This is a genomic window from Kitasatospora sp. NPDC043950 (assembly GCF_056435345.1).
Window position 1 is genome coordinate 1 of the sequence record NZ_JBWKER010000095.1, and the last position, 16493, is coordinate 16493.

Sequence of the window (16493 nt, forward strand, 5' to 3'; positions counted from 1 at the left end):
CCCCCCCCCCCCCCCCCCCCCCCCCCCCCCCCCCCCCCCCCCCCCCCCCCCCCCCCCCCCCCCCCCCCCCCCCCCCCCCCCCCCCCCCCCCACGATCGCGGGGCAGAGCGGAATATGTAGGCCGGTCTACAGATTTGGCAGGCAGGTGCGGGCGCGGGGCTGTGCCGGGTGGGGTGGGGGGTCGGCGAGTTGGGTGCGTAGGCGTAGCAGGGCGTCGCGGATGCGGGTCTTGACGGTGCCGAGGGGGGCGCCGAGGGCTTCGGCGGTCTGGGCTTGGGTGCGGCCGCCGTAGTAGACCAGCAGCAGGCATTCGCGCTGGACGTCGGTGAGGGTGGCCAGGGCGCGGCGGACCCGTTCGCGTTCCCGGCCGCGGTCCAGGTCGCGTTCGACCTGGTCGGCGACCTCGTCGAAGACCGGGGTGTAGGCGCGCAGGGCGGCGGTGCGGTCGCGGTCGGCGGTGGCCTGGGCGGAGCGGACCCGGTCGACGGCGCGCCGGTGGGCGAGGGTGAGCATCCAGGGCAGGACCTCGCCGCGTTCGGCGCGGTAGCGCGCCGCCTCCCGCCACACCTGCAGGAACACCTCCTGGGTGACCTCCTCGGCCTGGGCGTGGTCGCGCAGCACCCGTAGCACGAGGCCCAGGACGGTTCCGGCGGTGGCGGCGTACAGCTCCTCGAAGGCCCACTCGTCGCCGCCGGCCACGCGTGCCGCCAGGGCGCGCAGCCCGGCCTGTCCGCCGCCGCCCGGGGGTTCGGTGCCGGGGGGTTCGGTGCCGGGCGTCTCGTCTGCCGGGGGCCGGGGTGCCGGCCGGTCGATCAGTGCGTGCACACTGCGACCGTCTCGGAGCGGCCACCGCCCGGGCTACTCGCATCGTTTGCGCATCGCTGTGCCCGCGCGCGTGCTCCCCGGGCTGCCGCGGTGGTCCGGCCCGTTCGGCCCGTTCGACTTCGAAGCGCTGTGAGCCGCGTCACTTTCGCGGTGGCGGTGCAGCAGGGCGGTGCCGGGGGCCGTCATGGGGGCGAAGGTGACGGCGGAAGAGTGAAGAGAGCGAGGGCGGCGGGTGAGGCTGCGCAGGGCCAGTCCCGGGATCGACTTCGTCGAGTTCGTACAGCAGCGTTCGGGCGCGCTGTTCCGGACGGCGTACGTGCTCACTGGGGACGCGCACACCGCGGAGGACCTCGTCCAGGAGGCGCTGGAACGATCCTGCCGCAACTGGCGGCGGGTGGCGGCCGCGGAAGCGCCCGAGGCGTACGTGCGCCGGATCCTGGTGAACCTGGTCAACGACCGCTGGCGGCGGCTGAGCCGCTCCGGCGAGCGGCCCGCCGCGGCGCCCGGCCCCGAGCGCGCCGACCCGCGCGACGCCTACCGGTCGGTGGAGTTGCGCGCGGAGCTCGTCGCGGCGCTGCACACGCTGCCGATGGGGATGCGCACCGTGGTCGTCCTGTACTACCTCCACGACCTGGGGGACCAGGAGATCGCGCAGACGCTGGACATCTCCCCCGGCGCCGTGCGCTCCCAACTCGCCCGCGGCCTCGCGAAACTGCGGTCCGCACTGCCTCGGCAGGACGTCCCGTCCGCGCCGCCGACCTCGCGCGGAGGTGCGTGATGACCCGCTTCCCGTCCCACGATCCCGGTCGCGACGCCGACCACCCCGACTTCGACCCCGACCCCGGCTCCGACCCCGACTTCGACAAGGAACTCCTCGCCGCCATGACCGCATTCGCCGACAACACCCCGGCCCCCGTCATCGACGCCCTCGCCATCCGGCGCACGGTGCGCCGTCGCACCGTGCTCAGCGGCGCGGTGGCGGCGGCCGCGGTGGTCGCCATCGGCACGGGTGCGGCACTGCTCGCGCCGGGTTCGGGTCCGTCGCCCTCCGGCGGCCTGCCCGCGGGCCCCGCGAACGCCTCGGCGCCGATGTCGTCCGGCACACCCTCCCCCGACGCGCCCTCCGGCACGCCCGCGCCCGGGCCCTCGATGGCCTTCGGCACCCCCACGCCGCCGCCGATGCAGCCGACCGACGGGGTGCAGGTGAGTGTGCCGCCGCTCGCCAACCTGGCCAAGGACGCGGCCATCAGCGCGCTGGAGACGGCGGGACTGCGCTACGAGGTCCACGAGTTCACCGACTGGAACGTGCCCGCCGGGTCGGTCATCAACTCCGAGCCGCAGGCCGGCCGCACCGCACCTGCGCACTCGACGGTCCAGGTGTTCGTCTCCAAGGGCAGGCCGGGCCGCTGACCGGCACTGCCACGTCCAACGCCGCCACACAGGAGGCGAGTTGACGATATCCTCCGGCCTCCCGCCACGCGGGCGGCGAAGGGGCCGGGCGAGGCCGTGCGCAGCGGGGTGGGCGGGCCGTGGACTGGGCCGGCCGGGTGAGGAGCGACGCGGTGCCGGGCCTCTGCCCCGGCCCCCCTGCTGCGGGCCCCACCTGCGGCGATCTAGGGTGCAGGCATGATCTCCTCACCGATATCCGGCCCCGACCAGGCGATGCGGGTGCTGATGGAGGGCAATGCCCGTTTCGTCGCGGGCAGCCCGGAGCACCCCAACCAGGACGCCGGGCGCAGGGCCGCCCTCGCCCCGGCGCAGCGGCCCTTCGCGGTGCTGTTCGGCTGTTCGGACTCCCGGCTGGCGGCCGAGATCATCTTCGACCGGGGGCTGGGCGACCTGTTCGTGGTGCGGACGGCCGGGCACGTCACCGGGGCGGAGGCGCTGGGCAGCATCGAGTACGGGGTGAGCGTGCTGGAGTGCCCGCTGGTGGTGGTGCTGGGGCACGACTCGTGCGGCGCGGTGGGCGCGGCGATGGAGGCGCTGGACCAGGGGCGGCTGCCGGGCGGGTTCGTGCGGGACGTGGTGGAGCGGGTCACCCCGAGCGTGGTGTCGGCCCGGGCCGCGGGCATCGAGGACCCGGACGGGATCGTCGACGAGCACATCCGCCAGACCGTGGACCTGCTGCTGGAGCGTTCCCAGCTGTTGGCCGCCAAGGTGGCCGAGGGCGCGGCGGCCGTCGTGGGCCTGTCCTACCGGCTGCGCGACGGCCAGGCCCGTACGGTGGCCGCTCGCGGTCCGGTCAGCGCCGCGTTCTGACCGCCGGCCCGTACGGGTGCTGAACCCACCCGTACGGCCGAATCGGCGTGTCGGACCGAGCCGACGCGTGCAGGGCCGTCCGGCGTAGGGCCGTCCGCCCCCGCCGGGGCCGGGAACGCCGTGTCCGATCACCGCCAGCGCCCCCTCCCGGGCGGGGGCAGAGTCGGAGACCGGCAACGGTTTCCCACCCAAGGACGGCATTCCCGTGCACAAGGCCACCGACCTCAAGGTTCTCTACTTCGGCACCCCGGTGGTGCTGATCAGCTCGCGCAACGAGGACGGCGGCGCCAACCTGGCGCCGATGTCCTCGGCGTGGTGGCTGGGGCAGTCCTGCGTGCTGGGCCTCGGCAACACCGCCCAGACGGCCGTCAACCTGCGGCGCGAGGGCGAGTGCGTGCTCAACCTGCCCTCCTCCGGGCAGGTCGACGCCGTCGACGCCCTCGCGCTGCTGACCGCCAACCCGGATCTGACCGAGCACCGGCGGCAGCAGGGCTACCGCTTCGAGCGGGGCAAGTTCGCCGCCGCCGGGCTCACCGAGCAGCGGTCGGAGCTGGTGCGGGCGCCGCGCGTCGCCGAGTGCCCGGTCCAGCTGGAGTGCCGGTTGGAGGCGGCCGCGCCGCTGGCGGGCAACCCGCACTGCACCGCCTTCGAGGTCACCGTGGTGCGCGCGCACGTCGAGGAGCGCCTGATCGTGCCCGGTACGGACCACTACGTGGACCCGCTCGGCTGGGATCCGCTGATCATGAAGTTCTGCGAGTTCTTCGGCGACGGGCGCCGGCTCGCCCCCTCCCGTCTCGCCGAGGGCTGGCAGATGCCGGGCCGCCTGCCCGCCGGTGCCCGGGCCTGACGCCCCGCCGCGGGTCCGCGAGCTCCCGCCGCCCGCCCGGCCGTCCGACGAGCCGCTCGCCTACCCGACCGCCCGCCCGCCCGGCCGGCCGCCTAGTCGGCCGCCGCGGCGGGCACCAGGTCGTGGAGCAGGAAGTGGAGCTCCGTGTCGTCCGTCGACTCCACCCACAGCCCGTCGGCGTCGAGCACCGAGGCCGCGACCATCCGCGCCTCGGCGACGAGTTCGGGGTGGGAGTCGAAGCCCGGCCACGGCAGGACGGGGAAGTCGTTGTCCTCGCCGAAGCGCCGCACCCGTTCGATGTCGCCCAGGACGGCGGGCGGCAGCGACTCGTTCGCCCAGGACCACAGCCAGGTCTGCCGGGCGAGGCTGACGCTGCCGATCATCGTGAGCCGGCCGGTGAGGAACACCTCGCTCTTGCGCGACCACTTCCTCCTGCGCGACCAGGTGATCCGCGCGTCGTCCATCGACCAGTGGTACTGCACGTCACCTGACAGTCCGAAGCGCTCGACCATGAGGGCCTGCCGCGAGCGGGCACGTTCGCGGGCCGCGATCACGACGCCCTCCCACCGGGAGTGGTCGTGCTTCGAGTGGTCGTCCACCGTGCCTCCTCGTACGGAACTGCCGGCAAGATCATCCCATCCGGCCTGCTGCTCCGTCCGGGCCCGGCGTGATCCGCAGGAGAGCCCCTACGCGCTGGCGCCGCAGGAGTCGCAGATGCGGGTGGCGGGCAGTTGGAGGAAGCAGGAGGGGCAGATCGCCGGGGGGCGGGGCGGGGTGGCGGCGGCCGCCTTGCGGTTGACGGCCGCTTGCAGGCGCGGGGCCAGGGCGGGGGTGCCGCCGTCGGCGGGCAGCTGGGCGCCGAAGTGCCGGTAGCAGGCGAGGCGGGCGGCGGCGGCGTGGTGTTCGCGGTCCATGTCCGCTGCGAGCGGCGGCTGTCCGGCCACGGCCAGTACTTCCTGGTAGCCGACGCCGACCATGCCGTCGGTGGAGTGGACCACCAGTGCGGTCAGCGGCGGGTCCCCGCGGCGGTGTGCCTCGCGCACCACCAGGGCCAGGACTTTGCCGATCCAGGTGCGCTGGTGCACCCGGGTGCGCACCCCGGCCGCCTCCTGCACGGTCTCGGCCAGTTCGGAGTAGGTGATCACCGCGTGGTAGCGGCGGGCCACGTCCACCAGGGCCGGGTAGGCGGCCCTGGTCCAGGCGACCTGGGCCTGGGTGGAGCTGACCGCCGAACCGTCCGCGACCCGCCAGTAGCCGCGCTGTTGCTGTTCCATTCGACCGCCCCTGAAACCTCGTCCGCCGGCCCCCGCCGGGAGCGAGGCTACCCCGCCCTCCGGCGCCTCGGGCCGCCGGGGGCTTGACTTCAAGTGCTGTTGAAGTCGTCGAATGGGTCCCGACCGCAGCCGTACGGGCATCGCGGTCGATGCCCCGCCCGTACGGAACGACCCGGGTCCGGGGCCGCCTGCTTCCCGATCGTGCCGCAGGCGGCCCCGGCCCCGTCGTCGTCCGCCGGCCCACCATCCGCCACGGGGCGCAGGCCGGGCGTCACCAGCAGAGCCGGGCGACGGGCTCAGGCCGCGGCTTCGGCGAGGGTGTGGGCGACGAGGGCGTTGGCGTGGCCGTGGCCGAGGCCGTGCTCGGTCTTGAGCCAGGCGACGAGTTCCATGTGCTTGCCGAGCGGGGAGGCGCGGATGAGGTCCTTCCACTCGGCGACGGGTCGGCCGTACTTCTTCTCGATGGACGGGAAGTAGCTGGCGGGGCCCTTGGCGGGGGTGGCGGTCATGGTCGGTACGCCCTTTCGGGAACGGACGGGAACGGATGCGGTCGCGGTCTACACAGGTAGGACCGCGACCGCATCGTCAACTCATCGCCCAGCCGAAGTGATCTGCATCACACTCCGACCTTGCGCTTGGCCCGCCGCCCGGCGACGGGGGCGAGGGCGGGGTCGGCGTTCCAGGCGGCGACGGGGTTGCCGAGCCAGCGGGTGGTGCCGGGGACGTTCTCGCCGCGCATGACCAGGGAGGCGGGGCCGACGGTGGTGCCGGCGCCGAGGGAGGAGTTGAGCAGGACGATGGAGTGCGGGCCGGTGGTGGAGCCGGGGCCGAGGTGGACGGGGCCCAGGCGCATGACCCGGTCGTGGAAGAGGTGGGTCTGCAGGACGGTGCCGCGGTTGACGCTGGCGCCGGCCTCGACGGTGACGAGGTCGCTCTCGGGCAGCCAGTGGGTCTCGCACCACACGCCGCGCCCGATGTGGGCGCCGAGGCTGCGCAGCCAGGCGTTGAGGTAGGGCGTGCCGGTGATGCTGGAGCCGCCGAAGGGCATGGCGAGTTCCTCGACGAAGCTGTCGTAGAGCTCGTTGCGCCACACGAAGGTGGACCACAGGGGGTGTTCGGCGACGCGGAAGCGTCCGACGAGGAGCCACTTGGCGGCGGTGGTGACCAGGCAGGCGACGACGGCGGCGCCGATGAGGACGAGGCCGGCGGCGGCGAGGGCGCGCGGGAGACCGTAGTCGTCGCGCAGTTCCTGGAGGGTGGCGAGGACGAGGTCGCCGAGGAGGGCGGCGAGGACGATGGGCAGCAGGCGGCACAGTTCGACGCCGGCGCGGGCCCACATCAGGCGCCGGGGCGGGTTGTAGGTGCGGGCGTCGCCGCCGGCGGCCGCGACGCGCGGCAGGGCGAAGGCGGGGCGGCCGAGCCAGGAGGAGCCTTCGGGGGCGTTGACGGGGGTGTCGGACAGGACGCCGACGAGGGAGTTGTCGGGCAGTCGGCGGCCGGGGCCGACGATGCCGGAGTTGCCGACGAAGGAGCGGCGCCCGACGTGCGAGGGGCCGATGTGCAGCCAGCCGGCGCGCAGCTCGTAGGGGGCGACGAGGGTGTCGTCGGCGAGGAAGGCGCCGTCGTCGACGCGCATCAGGCCGGGCAGGGCCAGGACGGTGGAGGCTTCGACGCGGCGGCCGACCTTGGCGCCGAGCAGGCGCAGCCACACCGGGGTGAAGAGGCTGGCGTAGAAGGGGAAGAGGGTGCGCCGGGCGGTGTCGCTGAGCCGGGTGACGGCCCAGGCGCAGAAGGCGACGCGGCCGTGGGCGGGGTGGAAGCCGGGGCGCAGCGGGATGGACAGGAGGCGGACCGTGGTCGCTATCAGCGTGGCGTGGCACACCAGGGTGAGGGCGGCCAGCGGGATGGTGGCGGGCAGGAGTTGGAGGAGGGCCGCGGTGAGGGTGCGGTCGCTGTCGACCATCGTGAAGACGATGGCGAGCGCGGGGAGGGCGGCGATGATCGGCAGGAGGCCGAAGACGGTCAGGCCGACGCCGTAGGCGAGGTTCCAGAAGCGGGAGCGGGGGGTGGCGGCGGCCGCGGGCCAGGTGGTACGGGCCTCGGTGGAGGGCCGGGCCGGGGAGCCGTGCCAGTGTTCGCCGGCGGGTACGGCGCCGGTGACGCAGGAGCCGGGGGCGATGTCGGCGCCGGCGCCGATGCGGGCGCCGGGCATGAGGGTGGAGCGGCCGCCGATGCGGGCGCCGTCGCCGATGTCGATGTGGCCCAGGTGGAGGGTGTCGCCGTCGAGCCACCAGCCGGCGATGTCGGCTTCGGGTTCGACGGTGGCGCCGGCGCCGATGCGGGCGAGGCCGGTGACGGGGGGCAGGGTGTGCAGGAGGACGCCGGCGCCGATGCGGCAGCCGAGCGCGCGGGCGTAGCGCAGGGCCCAGGGGGTGCCGGCGAGGGCGCCGACGCCGAAGAGGGTGACGGCGCGTTCGGCGGCCCACAGTCGCAGGTGGGCCTGGCCGCCGCGGGGGTGGCTGCCGGGGCGCAGGCGGGCGGTGAGCAGGCGGGCGGTGCCGGCGGCGAGGAGGGTGCGGCCGGGGGCGCTGTAGAAGAGGAGGAGGCCGGCGGCGACGGGCCACCAGGAGCTGTGCGGGGCCCAGCTGAGGTGGTTGCCGATGAGGTTGTCGAAGGCGGTGAGGGCGAGGATCCAGCGCAGTCCGGAGATGCCGAAGACGCCGAGCAGGATGAGGGTCTGCCACAGGCCGGCGCTGGCGGGGGTGCGGCGCACGGTGCGGACGGGGGCGGGGGTGGGGGTGCGCGCGGCGCCGCCGGTATGAGGGGGGCCGGCGAGGTTGTCGAGGTAGTCGGCGAGGTCGCCGAGGACGGGGTGGGCGTAGAGGTCGGCGACGGAGACGCCGGGGTGGCGGGTGCGCAGTTCGGAGACGAGGCGGGCGGCGGTGAGGCTGGAGCCGCCGAGGGCGAAGAAGTCGTCGCCGTGGCCGGGGGCCATGCCGAGCATGCTCTCCCAGCGGCCGGCGAGCCAGCCGGCGGTGCCGTCCAGGGGGGCGGCGGTGCCGGGGGTGGCGGTGCCGGTGGTGGCGAGCGGCCAGGGCAGGGCGTTGCGGTCGACCTTGCCGGACGTGCGGGTGGGCAGGGAGTCGACGAGGGCGAGGACGGGCACGAGCGGGGCGGGCAGGCGTCCGAGCAGGTGCTGGCGGGCGGCGGTGAGGTCGGGGGTGGTGCCGGGCTGGGCGACGAGGTAGCCGACCAGCAGGTCGGCGCCGGCGGGGCTCTTGCGGACGGCGGCGGCCGCGGCGCGGATGCCGGGCAGGGCCTGGAGGGCGGCGTCGATCTCGCCGAGTTCGATGCGCCGGCCGCCGAGTTTGATCTGGTCGTCGGCGCGGCCGACGAAGACGAGGCCTTCGGGGTCGTTGCGCACGAGGTCGCCGCTGCGGTAGACGCGCGGGGAGGCGAGGGCGGGGTGGGCCCTGAACTTCTCGGCGTCCTTGGCGGGGTCGAGGTAGCGGGCGGTGCCGATGCCGGTGATGAGGAGTTCGCCGGTCTCGTACCAGGGGACGGGGTGGCCGGCGGCGTCGACGACGGCGATCTCCCAGCCGTCCAGGGGGGTGCCGATGCGTACGGGCTGGCCGGGGAGCATGCGGGCGGCGGTGGCGACGACGGTGGTCTCGGTGGGGCCGTAGGTGTTCCAGAACTCGCGGCCGGGGGTGGCGAGGCGCTCGACGAGTTCGGCGGGGCAGGCCTCGCCGCCGACGATGATCAGACGCACGGCGTCCAGGCACTCCTGCGGCCACAGGGCGAGCAGGGTGGGGACGGTGGAGATGGCGGTGATGCGGCGCTCGACGAGCCAGGGGCCGAGGTCGGTGCCGGCCTTGACGAGGGAGCGGGGGGCGGGCACCAGGCAGGCGCCGTGGCGCCAGGCCAGCCACATCTCCTCGCAGGAGGCGTCGAAGGCCACCGACAGGCCGGCCAGGACGCGGTCGCCGGGGCCGAGCGGCTGCTGCTGGAGGAAGAGGCGGGCCTCGGCGTCGACGAAGGCGGCGGCGGAGCGGTGGGTGACGGCGACGCCCTTGGGGCGGCCGGTGGTGCCGGAGGTGAAGATGATCCACGCGTCGTCGGCGGGGGTGGGCCAGGCGGGGTTGCCGCGGGGCTCGGCCCCGGAGCCGGGGGCGAGCCGGCGTTCGGCGCCGAGGACGGCGCACACCTGGGCGTCCTGCCAGATCATGTCGGCGCGCTCGTCGGGGTCGTCGGCGTCGACGGGCACGTAGGCGGCGCCGCAGCGCAGCACGGCCAGGATGGCGACGTACAGGTCGGCGGTGCCGGAGGGGATGCGCACGCCGACCCGGTCTCCGGTGCCGATGCCGTGCCCGGCGAGGACGCCGGCGAGGGTGTCGACCTCGTGCATGAGGGCGCGGTAGTCGAGTACGGCGGTGCCGGTGTCCAGCGCGGGTGCGTGCGGGTGGGCGTCGGCGGTGGCGGTGACGATGTCGAGCAGGCTGCGGGGGTGCGCGGGCCGGACGGCCGGCCAACCGGCGGCGTGGGCAGGCCCGGGACGGTTCAGCGTTCCCGGTCCTGCCATGTCCTGGCGTGCGTCCATAAGGAGTGTCCTCGGCTGGGAGTAGTCATAAGGATGAATGCGGGGAGTCACCTTGCGTGGTGCCTCACTCACCATGACTCGACTGGGAGCCCGCTGGATGCCGTGAAGGTGGAGTCAAAGGAACTTTTCATTTTCGGCGACATATGGGGGCATCAGGGAACGATTCGAAAGTCATTTCGGGGTTTTTCGATCGCTTTCGGTGGCGAAGGGTAATCGCCGGAGGCAGGAGGCATATGACGGGAAGGCGAAGAGTGGTCTACGCCATAGCGGCGGGGACGCTACCGGTAGTGAAAGCGGACCCACCAAATCTGGAGGTTTAGCGATGATGGTGGCCGGATCCCGCCGGTGGCCGGCCGACGCCGGGAGCAGCGTCGGGAGCGGCGTCGGGAGCGGCGCGTCCGGTAGCGCGGAGGGCGACGCGGCGGGCGACGCGCGGCTCGTCTGGTACGCGGCGTACGGGTCGAATCTGCACGCCGCCCGGCTCGCCTGCTACCTGCGCGGCGGCCGCCCCGACGGCGGCGCGCGCACCTACCCCGGCTGCCGCGACCGCCGCCCGCCGCGCCGGGACGTGGCCACGGTGCTGCCCGGCACGCTGTACTTCGCGCGGGAGTCGGCGGTGTGGGGCGGCGGCAGCGGCTACTACGATCCGGACGCACCGGGTGAACTGCCTTGTCGGATCTATCTGGTGACGGCCAGTCAGTTCAGTGACATCGCCGCCCAGGAGATGCACCGCTCCCCCGGCGCCGACCTCGACCTCACCCGCGCCCTCGCGCACGGACGCGACCAACGCGGGCCCGGCCGGTACGAGACGCTGGTGCACGCGGGCGCACTGGACGGGCACCCGCTGCTGACCTTCACCGCCTCCGAAGGCCTGGCCGGCGCCGCACTCAATCCACCCTCGGCGCCCTATCTGCGCACCCTGGCCGCCGGCCTGGCCGAGTCCCACGGCTGGAGCACGCGCCGCTGCGCCGACTACCTGGCCTCCCGCCCGGGCGCCGCCGGGCACTGGAACGCGGCGGACGTCCTGGCCGTACTGGGCGGTGGTCTGGACCTTTAGGCGTTGTTCACCCCGTGGTGACCGTACGGTGACAACTACACGGGTTCCGGCCACATCAGGCAAAGGAAGCGCCAGGCCACCGCACGGGTGAACCGGCACTTCCCGCCGGCGGGTGGCGGCGACCGGCGGCGGCCACCCGCCGGCTTCGTCAAAGGCGGTTTTAAGATCGCGCCCTTCAGCTTGAGCGTTGGCCGTGGAGGAGGAGAGGGACGGCGCGGTTGGCGAGGGCTTCGGCGGCGCGGGCGGCCTGGGCGGGGGCCATGACGTCCGGGAGTTCGTGGGCGGGGACGAAGCGGGCGCCGAGCAGGCCGCTGCGGTGCCGGGGCGGGACGGTCAGGCGGGTGTCGTCGCGCACGGTGCCGCCGTCGAAGACCAGGTTGAGGCGCTCCAGGTAACGGTCGGCGGGAGTGAAGTCGACCGCGAGGACGTCCGTGAGGCGCAGGTTGAAGCCGGTCTCGGCGTGGAGGTGACGGGCGGCGGCGAGGTGCGGGGGCTCGTTGGGCTGGGCGGCGCCGCCCGGGAGGATCAGGCCGTCCATGTAGTCCGGGTCGACGAGGAGGACGTCGCCGCGCGGGTTGCGGACGAGGACGAGGCAGCCGAGCCGGCACATCGGCGGCTTGGCGAGCAGACGGGGGTCACGCATCGGGCGGTTCACTTCCTGAGGGCGGCGAGGAGTACGAGGGAGAAGCCGGCCCACCAGAGCAGGCGGACCAGGAGTTCAGTCGTCATGCGTCAGGCGCTCGTAGCGCAGCCCCTTGCGGAGCAGGTCCACGACCCGCAGGAGTGCGGACGGGCGGGCGCAGCCGAGGCCGATGAGGTAGCAGCCCGTCCTGCGGCCGTGCTCCCAATCCACCTCGACGGAGGGCAACTTCACCCCGGCCAGGGCGAGGACGGTGGTCAGGTCGTCCAGGACGTCGGCCGCCTGCCGCCGCTGGTCGGCGGTGACGCGGTTGAGGGCGGATCCCATCACGCCCCCACCCGGCGTCGAACCTCGAACCCCCGCCAGGCGCTGAAGGCGGCGGAGAAGGAGGAGAAGGAGGCCAGCTCACCCGAGGTTCCGCTGCGCAGCCACTCCCCCGTCGTCTCGTTCCGCACCCGGTAACACCGGCCCTCCGGGTCCCAGCGGACCCCGTAGCCGTGCAGCCGGGGCACTTGGACATCACCCATGGGAGTAACCTTCCGCGATCAGAGTTTCACGTTCTGTGCACATGGTGGCTCTGTGTCGCCTAGCATCGGAAGTGGCAGACGACTTGACCTCAGTGGTCTGGAGAGTTGGAGCAGCCATGGTGAACATCAAGGAAATTGACCCGCAGTCATCTCCCTGGGCTCCGTTCGGGGTCCAACTCCGCAGGTCACGCAGGGCGATGGGGCTCAAGCAGGAACAGCTCGCGCGCAAGATCGGAGTCCACCCGTCCTACGTCTCGTTCGTCGAACTTGCGCAGCGACCGCCGAGTGAGAAGTTTGCTACCAAGGCCGACGAAGTCCTGCAGACCGGCGGGACCCTGCTGCTGATGTACTGGCAGCTCAAGCACACTGCCCTGGTCCCGGGCTTCCCCGAGTACGCCAACTACGAGAACCGTGCCGCCGAGGTCAGGCTGTTCTCGATCGACATCGTGTCTGGCCTGCTGCAAACCCCTGCCTACGCCAGCGCTTGGGAAGCGGGCAACGTCCGGCGTGGCAACGCCACCCCCGAGCAGGCCGAGGAGCGAGTGAACTTCCTCATGACGCGCCAGCAATTCCTGAACCGCACCCCTCCGCCTCTCCTTCATGCGGTTCTCGACGAGAGTTGCCTGCGTCGGACTGTCGGAGGAACAGAGGTGATGATCGAACAACTGCGGCACCTCGATGAGTTGGCCGCAAACCCGAACATCCTCCTCCAGGTAGCCCCGTATTCTTTGGGTGAGGACCGGCCTTTCAGCTCACACGTGACGTTGCTGACCATGCCGGACCGCAAACTGCTCGGATACACAGAAACCGAGCTGCGCGGGTACCTCGACCGCGATATCAACGCTGTCCTTCCGCTAGCCAGGGACTACGATCGGCTGCAGATCGGGGCACTGAATCAGGCCGCATCCGTGAAGATGATCCGTGCGGTACGGAAGGAATATGAGGATGGACGTTGACCTGGCTAGCGCCGGCTGGCGTAAAAGCACGTACAGCGGCGGGCAGAACGGCTGCGTCGAGGTCGCCGACGGCTTCACCGGCCTCATGCCCGTCCGCGACTCCAAGGACCCCGAGGGCCCGGCCCTTCTCTTCTCCTCCGCCGCCTGGCAGGCCTTCGTCACCGCCACCCGTACCGGCGAGTTCGACTCCAACTAGGCCTATCTGACGCCGGAGTGGGAAGTCATCCCCACCGACTTCCCACTCCACCCACAGGAGGCAACCGCGATGGACACCACCTGGCGCAAGAGTTCGCACAGCGGCAGTGGCGGTCAGTGCATCGAGGTAGCCGACGGCTTCACCGGCGTGCAGCCCGTCCGCGACTCCAAGGACCCCGACGGGCCCGCCCTCCTCTTCCCCTCCCCCGCCTGGCAGGCCTTCGTCACCGCAGTCCGCGCCGACGAGTTCGACGCCCGGTAGACCCGCCTCTCGGCGAACTGACCCGTGGCCTGCGGAGGAGGAAGCCGACTGCGGCGAGGACCCGGCCGTTCTCCAGCCGGATCCACGCGGCCTTCTCGATCGGCTCGGGCATCGCGTGCGCCCTCGTCAGGCCGCGACGGGCGCGCCGGCGACGCGGCGTTCGCCGCCGTTGCGCTCGCGCCACGCCCGGTAGACGTCGATGGCCGCGTCGCTGGGCAGGTAGCGCATCGGCAGCCGGCGCTCGTCCCAGTTCTTGGCGAACTCGGTGTAGAAGGTGGCGAGTTCGAAGTACTTGCGGTCGTCGACGTAGTGCGGTTCGTAGTCGTCGCGGGTGGTGAGGAAGACGACCTCGTCAGGGCTGCAGTAGTAGAGCGAGCCCAGGCACATCGGGCAGGGGTGGGCGAGGACGTAGATGGTGGTGCCGGTCAGGTGCTCGGTGCCGAGCCTCGTGCAGGCGTCGCGGATGGCGAGGATCTCGGCGTGCGCGGTGGGGTCGCCGGTCTGGGCGACCTTGTTCGGACTCTCGGCGAGGATCTCGCCGTCCTTGACGATGACGGTGGCGAACGGGCGCCCGCCTTCGGCGACGTTGCGGCGGGCGAGGTCGATGGTGTGCTGGGCGAAGTCCACGGTGGCGGTTCCCTGCTGGTCGGGGGTGGGGCGGCGGGCCGGGGGACCTGTCGGGTCCACCCCGGCCCGCCCGGGGATCAGAACGGCTTGGTGGGCAGGTACTTGCCGTCCAGGGTGATGACGGCGCGGTGGCCGCCCTCGGGGTCCTCGACGGTCTTGACGTCGAGCTTGAAGTTGATGGCGCTGATGATGCCGTCGCCGAGCTGCTCGTGGACCAGGGCCTTGAGGGTGGTGCCGTAGACCTGGAGCATCTCGTAGAAGCGGTAGATGGTCGGGTCGGTGGGGATGCCGCCGGGGATGCTGCCGCGCAGCGGGATGGTCTGGAGCAGCCGGGCCGCGTCCTCGTCCAGGCCCAGGAGCTCGGTGACGGCCTTGGCCGCGTCGGCGGGCAGGGCGTGCTGGCCGAGCAGGGCGGCGGTGACGAAGGCGACGGACAGGCCGGTCGTGTCGGCGAGCTCCTGCCAGGTGAGGTCCTTGCGGGTCTTGGCGTCGACGACCTCCAGGGCGAGCTGCTGACGGGCGGTCTGGTCGAACTGCGCGTGCACCATGGGGTGGGCCTTTCGGGGATGGGGTCCGGGGCGGGTGCCCGGACCTGGTCTGGGGATGGTGGGAGGGAGTGGTCGGAGGGGACGCGGTGGTCAGCCCGCCAGGGCGACGAACCGTCCGCTGTCGGTGTCGAGCGTCTCGGCGGAGCCGGATCCGATGTCGTAGACCCAGCCGTGCAGGGTCACCCTGCCCTGCACCAGGGCCTTGGCCACCGACGGGTGGGTCTTCAGGTTGGCCAGCTGGGCGAGGACGTTGTCCTTCACCAGGGCGGCGACCCGCTCCGCGCCGGCCGGGTGCTCGCCCGCGTCGGTGCGGGCCTTGGCGACGTCCGCGTGGTGCAGCCAGGTGGCGACGGCGGGCAGGCCGGTGAGGTCGCCGCCGGAGGCGAGGGCGGTCATCGCGCCGCACGCGGAGTGCCCGCAGACGATCACGTCCGTGACCCCGAGCACGCCGACCGCGTACTCGATGCTCGCCGCGACACCGTCCGCGCCCCGGGTGTACGGGGGCACGAGGTTGCCGGCGGTACGGATGACGAACAGCTCGCCCGGATCGGTCTGGGTGATCAGCTCCGGCACGACCCGGGCATCCGAGCAGCCGATGAACAGCGCGGTCGGCTGATGGGTGGTGGCGAGCCTCTTGAACAGTGCCGCCCGGGTCGGGAACACCTCCCGGCTGAACCGCTGGAAACCCTGCGCCATCTCGTTCATGAGGTCACTCCTTCTTCGACGACCGTTGGTGCCTGCCGATGACCTCAACGATGCATGACCTGGTCCTATAGTGTCCAAGACGCGGTAGCCATCATTGCCATCAGTACTGCCTATAGTTGGCTCATGGAACTGCGCCACCTCCGGTACCTGCTCGCCGTGGCCGAGCACGCCAACTTCACCCGCGCCGCCGAAGCCCTGCACGTCTCGCAGCCGACCCTCTCGCAGCAGATCAAGCAGCTGGAGGGCTCGCTGCACGTGCAGCTCCTCGACCGCTCCGGGCGCACCGTGCGCCTCACCGACGCCGGCCAGGCCTACGCCCACTACGCGCGCCGGGCCCTGCGCGACCTCGCGGCGGCCGAGCGCGCGGTGCGGGACGTCAAGGACCTCTCACGCGGCACCCTGCGCCTGGCCGTGACCCCGACCTTCACCGCCTACCTGACCGGGCCGCTCATCGGGGACTTCCACGCGCGCCACCCCGGGATCAGCCTGGACGTCCGCGAGATGGCACAGGAACGCATCGAGTCCGAGCTGGCCGCCGACCAGCTCGACCTCGGCATCGCCTTCGGCGGAGCGCACCTGCCGGCCATCACCGCCACCACCCTGTTCACCGAGCGCCTCGGCCTCGTCGTCGCCTCCGACCACCCGTACGCGGCCCACTCGGGCCCGCTCCCGGTCCGCGAACTGGGCGACCAGCAACTCGCCCTGCTCAGCGGTGACTTCGCGACCCGGCAGCACATCGACCGGTTCCTCTCCGACCACCGGGTCCGGCCGCGGATCGCCATCGAGGCCAATTCCGTCAGCGCGCTCGTCGCGATCGTCCAACGCACCGGCCTCGCCACCGTGCTACCCGACGCCACCACCCGCGAACACCCCCACCTGCGCTCCGTCCCGGTCGACCCGCCGCTCCCCTCGCGCGCCGTCGCCCTGCTCCGCCGGGACACCGCCTACCAGAGCGCCGCCGCCCGCTCCTTCGGCGACCTCGCCCGACACCGGGCCCACACCTTCGACCACACCCCCGACGGCCCGGCCTGAAGCGGGTCGCGCCCGGCGGCCCCGCCCGGGAGAGGACCACCCCGACGACCGCGGAGGGGGGGGGGGGGGGGGGGGGGGGGGGGGCGGGGGGGGGGGGTGGGGGGGGGGTGGTGCGTGAGCTGGCGCTGTTGCGCGTGTA

At 73.1% G+C, this 16493-nt stretch carries 20 protein-coding genes; 9 read left to right on the forward strand and 11 right to left on the reverse strand.

The window, feature by feature from the left end; all coding sequences use genetic code 11:
- Positions 1 to 126: 126 nt before the first annotated feature.
- The gene (gene sigK, locus AC07BF_RS36265) at positions 127 to 720 is read right to left on the reverse strand and encodes an ECF RNA polymerase sigma factor SigK (protein WP_478334505.1); all 594 of its coding nucleotides are present in this window, start codon (positions 718 to 720) and stop codon (positions 127 to 129) included.
- A 343-nt stretch (positions 721 to 1063) separates the two neighbouring features.
- Between sigK and AC07BF_RS36270 the strand changes: the two genes are divergently transcribed.
- The 4 genes from AC07BF_RS36270 to AC07BF_RS36285 all read left to right on the forward strand — a co-directional run bounded on the left by AC07BF_RS36270 (position 1064) and on the right by AC07BF_RS36285 (position 3931).
- Complete coding sequence (locus AC07BF_RS36270) at positions 1064 to 1603, forward strand: SigE family RNA polymerase sigma factor (protein WP_363586835.1); 540 nt, start codon at positions 1064 to 1066, stop codon at positions 1601 to 1603.
- The gene (locus AC07BF_RS36275; RefSeq protein ID WP_478334497.1) at positions 1603 to 2235 is read left to right on the forward strand and encodes a PASTA domain-containing protein; all 633 of its coding nucleotides are present in this window, start codon (positions 1603 to 1605) and stop codon (positions 2233 to 2235) included. Before AC07BF_RS36270 ends, AC07BF_RS36275 begins: the two co-directional genes overlap by 1 nt.
- A 216-nt stretch (positions 2236 to 2451) precedes the next feature.
- Positions 2452 to 3084 (forward strand): carbonic anhydrase, encoded by a 633-nt coding sequence (locus tag AC07BF_RS36280; RefSeq protein ID WP_363586774.1) that lies wholly within the window; start codon positions 2452 to 2454, stop codon positions 3082 to 3084.
- A 205-nt stretch (positions 3085 to 3289) separates the two neighbouring features.
- Complete coding sequence (locus AC07BF_RS36285; protein ID WP_363586773.1) at positions 3290 to 3931, forward strand: flavin reductase family protein; 642 nt, start codon at positions 3290 to 3292, stop codon at positions 3929 to 3931.
- 92 nt (positions 3932 to 4023) lie between these two features.
- On the opposite strand, the gene AC07BF_RS36290 is transcribed toward AC07BF_RS36285, so the two are convergent.
- The 4 genes from AC07BF_RS36290 to AC07BF_RS36305 form a co-directional block, all read right to left on the reverse strand.
- On the reverse strand, positions 4024 to 4530 hold the full coding sequence (locus tag AC07BF_RS36290; protein WP_363586772.1) for a DUF6882 domain-containing protein: 507 nt from the start codon (positions 4528 to 4530) through the stop codon (positions 4024 to 4026).
- An 87-nt stretch (positions 4531 to 4617) separates the two neighbouring features.
- On the reverse strand, positions 4618 to 5205 hold the full coding sequence (locus AC07BF_RS36295; protein WP_063352909.1) for a hypothetical protein: 588 nt from the start codon (positions 5203 to 5205) through the stop codon (positions 4618 to 4620).
- Between the two features lie 296 nt (positions 5206 to 5501).
- Positions 5502 to 5714, reverse strand: coding sequence for a DUF4287 domain-containing protein (locus tag AC07BF_RS36300; RefSeq protein WP_063352910.1), 213 nt, complete (start codon positions 5712 to 5714; stop codon positions 5502 to 5504).
- Between the two features lie 107 nt (positions 5715 to 5821).
- Positions 5822 to 9805, reverse strand: a complete 3984-nt coding sequence (locus AC07BF_RS36305; RefSeq protein WP_478334498.1) for a Pls/PosA family non-ribosomal peptide synthetase — start codon at positions 9803 to 9805, stop codon at positions 5822 to 5824.
- Positions 9806 to 10127: 322 nt separating this feature from the next.
- On the opposite strand from AC07BF_RS36305, the gene AC07BF_RS36310 reads away from it, so the two are divergent.
- A complete protein-coding gene (locus AC07BF_RS36310) occupies positions 10128 to 10862 on the forward strand; it encodes a histone deacetylase (RefSeq protein WP_478334499.1) in 735 nt (244 codons plus the stop codon).
- 175 nt (positions 10863 to 11037) lie between these two features.
- Here the strand turns inward: AC07BF_RS36310 and AC07BF_RS36315 are convergent, their stop codons facing one another.
- The 3 genes from AC07BF_RS36315 to AC07BF_RS36325 all read right to left on the reverse strand — a co-directional run bounded on the left by AC07BF_RS36315 (position 11038) and on the right by AC07BF_RS36325 (position 12029).
- Complete coding sequence (locus tag AC07BF_RS36315) at positions 11038 to 11505, reverse strand: NUDIX domain-containing protein (RefSeq protein WP_478334500.1); 468 nt, start codon at positions 11503 to 11505, stop codon at positions 11038 to 11040.
- Between the two features lie 75 nt (positions 11506 to 11580).
- On the reverse strand, positions 11581 to 11829 hold the full coding sequence (locus AC07BF_RS36320; protein WP_478334501.1) for a hypothetical protein: 249 nt from the start codon (positions 11827 to 11829) through the stop codon (positions 11581 to 11583).
- Complete coding sequence (locus AC07BF_RS36325; protein ID WP_478334502.1) at positions 11829 to 12029, reverse strand: hypothetical protein; 201 nt, start codon at positions 12027 to 12029, stop codon at positions 11829 to 11831. Before AC07BF_RS36325 ends, AC07BF_RS36320 begins: the two co-directional genes overlap by 1 nt.
- A gap of 116 nt (positions 12030 to 12145) precedes the next feature.
- On the opposite strand from AC07BF_RS36325, the gene AC07BF_RS36330 reads away from it, so the two are divergent.
- The 3 genes from AC07BF_RS36330 to AC07BF_RS36340 all read left to right on the forward strand — a co-directional run bounded on the left by AC07BF_RS36330 (position 12146) and on the right by AC07BF_RS36340 (position 13442).
- Positions 12146 to 12985: a helix-turn-helix domain-containing protein gene (locus AC07BF_RS36330; protein WP_478334503.1), complete on the forward strand. Its 840-nt coding sequence runs from the start codon at positions 12146 to 12148 to the stop codon at positions 12983 to 12985.
- Positions 12975 to 13181 carry a DUF397 domain-containing protein gene (locus AC07BF_RS36335; RefSeq protein WP_400334527.1) on the forward strand — a complete coding sequence of 69 codons (207 nt, stop codon included), beginning with the start codon at positions 12975 to 12977 and terminating at the stop codon, positions 13179 to 13181. Before AC07BF_RS36330 ends, AC07BF_RS36335 begins: the two co-directional genes overlap by 11 nt.
- Before the next feature lie 69 nt (positions 13182 to 13250).
- Positions 13251 to 13442 (forward strand): DUF397 domain-containing protein, encoded by a 192-nt coding sequence (locus tag AC07BF_RS36340; RefSeq protein ID WP_363587811.1) that lies wholly within the window; start codon positions 13251 to 13253, stop codon positions 13440 to 13442.
- Between the two features lie 126 nt (positions 13443 to 13568).
- On the opposite strand, the gene AC07BF_RS36345 is transcribed toward AC07BF_RS36340, so the two are convergent.
- The 3 genes from AC07BF_RS36345 to AC07BF_RS36355 all read right to left on the reverse strand — a co-directional run bounded on the left by AC07BF_RS36345 (position 13569) and on the right by AC07BF_RS36355 (position 15322).
- Entirely contained in the window at positions 13569 to 14069 is a 501-nt protein-coding gene (locus AC07BF_RS36345) for a nucleoside deaminase (RefSeq protein WP_363587894.1), read from the reverse strand.
- A 77-nt stretch (positions 14070 to 14146) separates the two neighbouring features.
- On the reverse strand, positions 14147 to 14617 hold the full coding sequence (gene cynS / locus AC07BF_RS36350; protein ID WP_350881326.1) for a cyanase: 471 nt from the start codon (positions 14615 to 14617) through the stop codon (positions 14147 to 14149).
- Between the two features lie 90 nt (positions 14618 to 14707).
- Positions 14708 to 15322, reverse strand: a complete 615-nt coding sequence (locus tag AC07BF_RS36355) for a carbonic anhydrase (RefSeq protein ID WP_478334504.1) — start codon at positions 15320 to 15322, stop codon at positions 14708 to 14710.
- A 123-nt stretch (positions 15323 to 15445) separates the two neighbouring features.
- On the opposite strand from AC07BF_RS36355, the gene cynR reads away from it, so the two are divergent.
- A complete protein-coding gene (gene cynR, locus AC07BF_RS36360; RefSeq protein ID WP_363587815.1) occupies positions 15446 to 16354 on the forward strand; it encodes a transcriptional regulator CynR in 909 nt (302 codons plus the stop codon).
- Positions 16355 to 16493: the final 139 nt, after the last annotated feature.

Excerpts from the sequence above, each read along its gene's own strand:
- cynS (WP_350881326.1), bottom strand. The coding sequence starts at position 14,617 with ATGGTGCACGCGCAGTTCGACCAGACCGCCCGTCAGCAGCTCGCCCTG.
- AC07BF_RS36300 (WP_063352910.1), bottom strand. The coding sequence starts at position 5,714 with ATGACCGCCACCCCCGCCAAGGGCCCCGCCAGCTACTTCCCGTCCATC.
- AC07BF_RS36320 (WP_478334501.1), bottom strand. The coding sequence starts at position 11,829 with ATGGGATCCGCCCTCAACCGCGTCACCGCCGACCAGCGGCGGCAGGCG.
- AC07BF_RS36275 (WP_478334497.1), top strand. The coding sequence starts at position 1,603 with ATGACCCGCTTCCCGTCCCACGATCCCGGTCGCGACGCCGACCACCCC.
- AC07BF_RS36295 (WP_063352909.1), bottom strand. The coding sequence starts at position 5,205 with ATGGAACAGCAACAGCGCGGCTACTGGCGGGTCGCGGACGGTTCGGCG.
- AC07BF_RS36310 (WP_478334499.1), top strand. The coding sequence starts at position 10,128 with ATGATGGTGGCCGGATCCCGCCGGTGGCCGGCCGACGCCGGGAGCAGC.
- AC07BF_RS36330 (WP_478334503.1), top strand. The coding sequence starts at position 12,146 with ATGGTGAACATCAAGGAAATTGACCCGCAGTCATCTCCCTGGGCTCCG.
- AC07BF_RS36280 (WP_363586774.1), top strand. The coding sequence starts at position 2,452 with ATGATCTCCTCACCGATATCCGGCCCCGACCAGGCGATGCGGGTGCTG.
- AC07BF_RS36355 (WP_478334504.1), bottom strand. The coding sequence starts at position 15,322 with ATGAACGAGATGGCGCAGGGTTTCCAGCGGTTCAGCCGGGAGGTGTTC.
- AC07BF_RS36315 (WP_478334500.1), bottom strand. The coding sequence starts at position 11,505 with ATGCGTGACCCCCGTCTGCTCGCCAAGCCGCCGATGTGCCGGCTCGGC.
- AC07BF_RS36325 (WP_478334502.1), bottom strand. The coding sequence starts at position 12,029 with ATGGGTGATGTCCAAGTGCCCCGGCTGCACGGCTACGGGGTCCGCTGG.
- cynR (WP_363587815.1), top strand. The coding sequence starts at position 15,446 with ATGGAACTGCGCCACCTCCGGTACCTGCTCGCCGTGGCCGAGCACGCC.
- AC07BF_RS36305 (WP_478334498.1), bottom strand. The coding sequence starts at position 9,805 with ATGGACGCACGCCAGGACATGGCAGGACCGGGAACGCTGAACCGTCCC.
- AC07BF_RS36340 (WP_363587811.1), top strand. The coding sequence starts at position 13,251 with ATGGACACCACCTGGCGCAAGAGTTCGCACAGCGGCAGTGGCGGTCAG.
- AC07BF_RS36335 (WP_400334527.1), top strand. The coding sequence starts at position 12,975 with ATGGACGTTGACCTGGCTAGCGCCGGCTGGCGTAAAAGCACGTACAGC.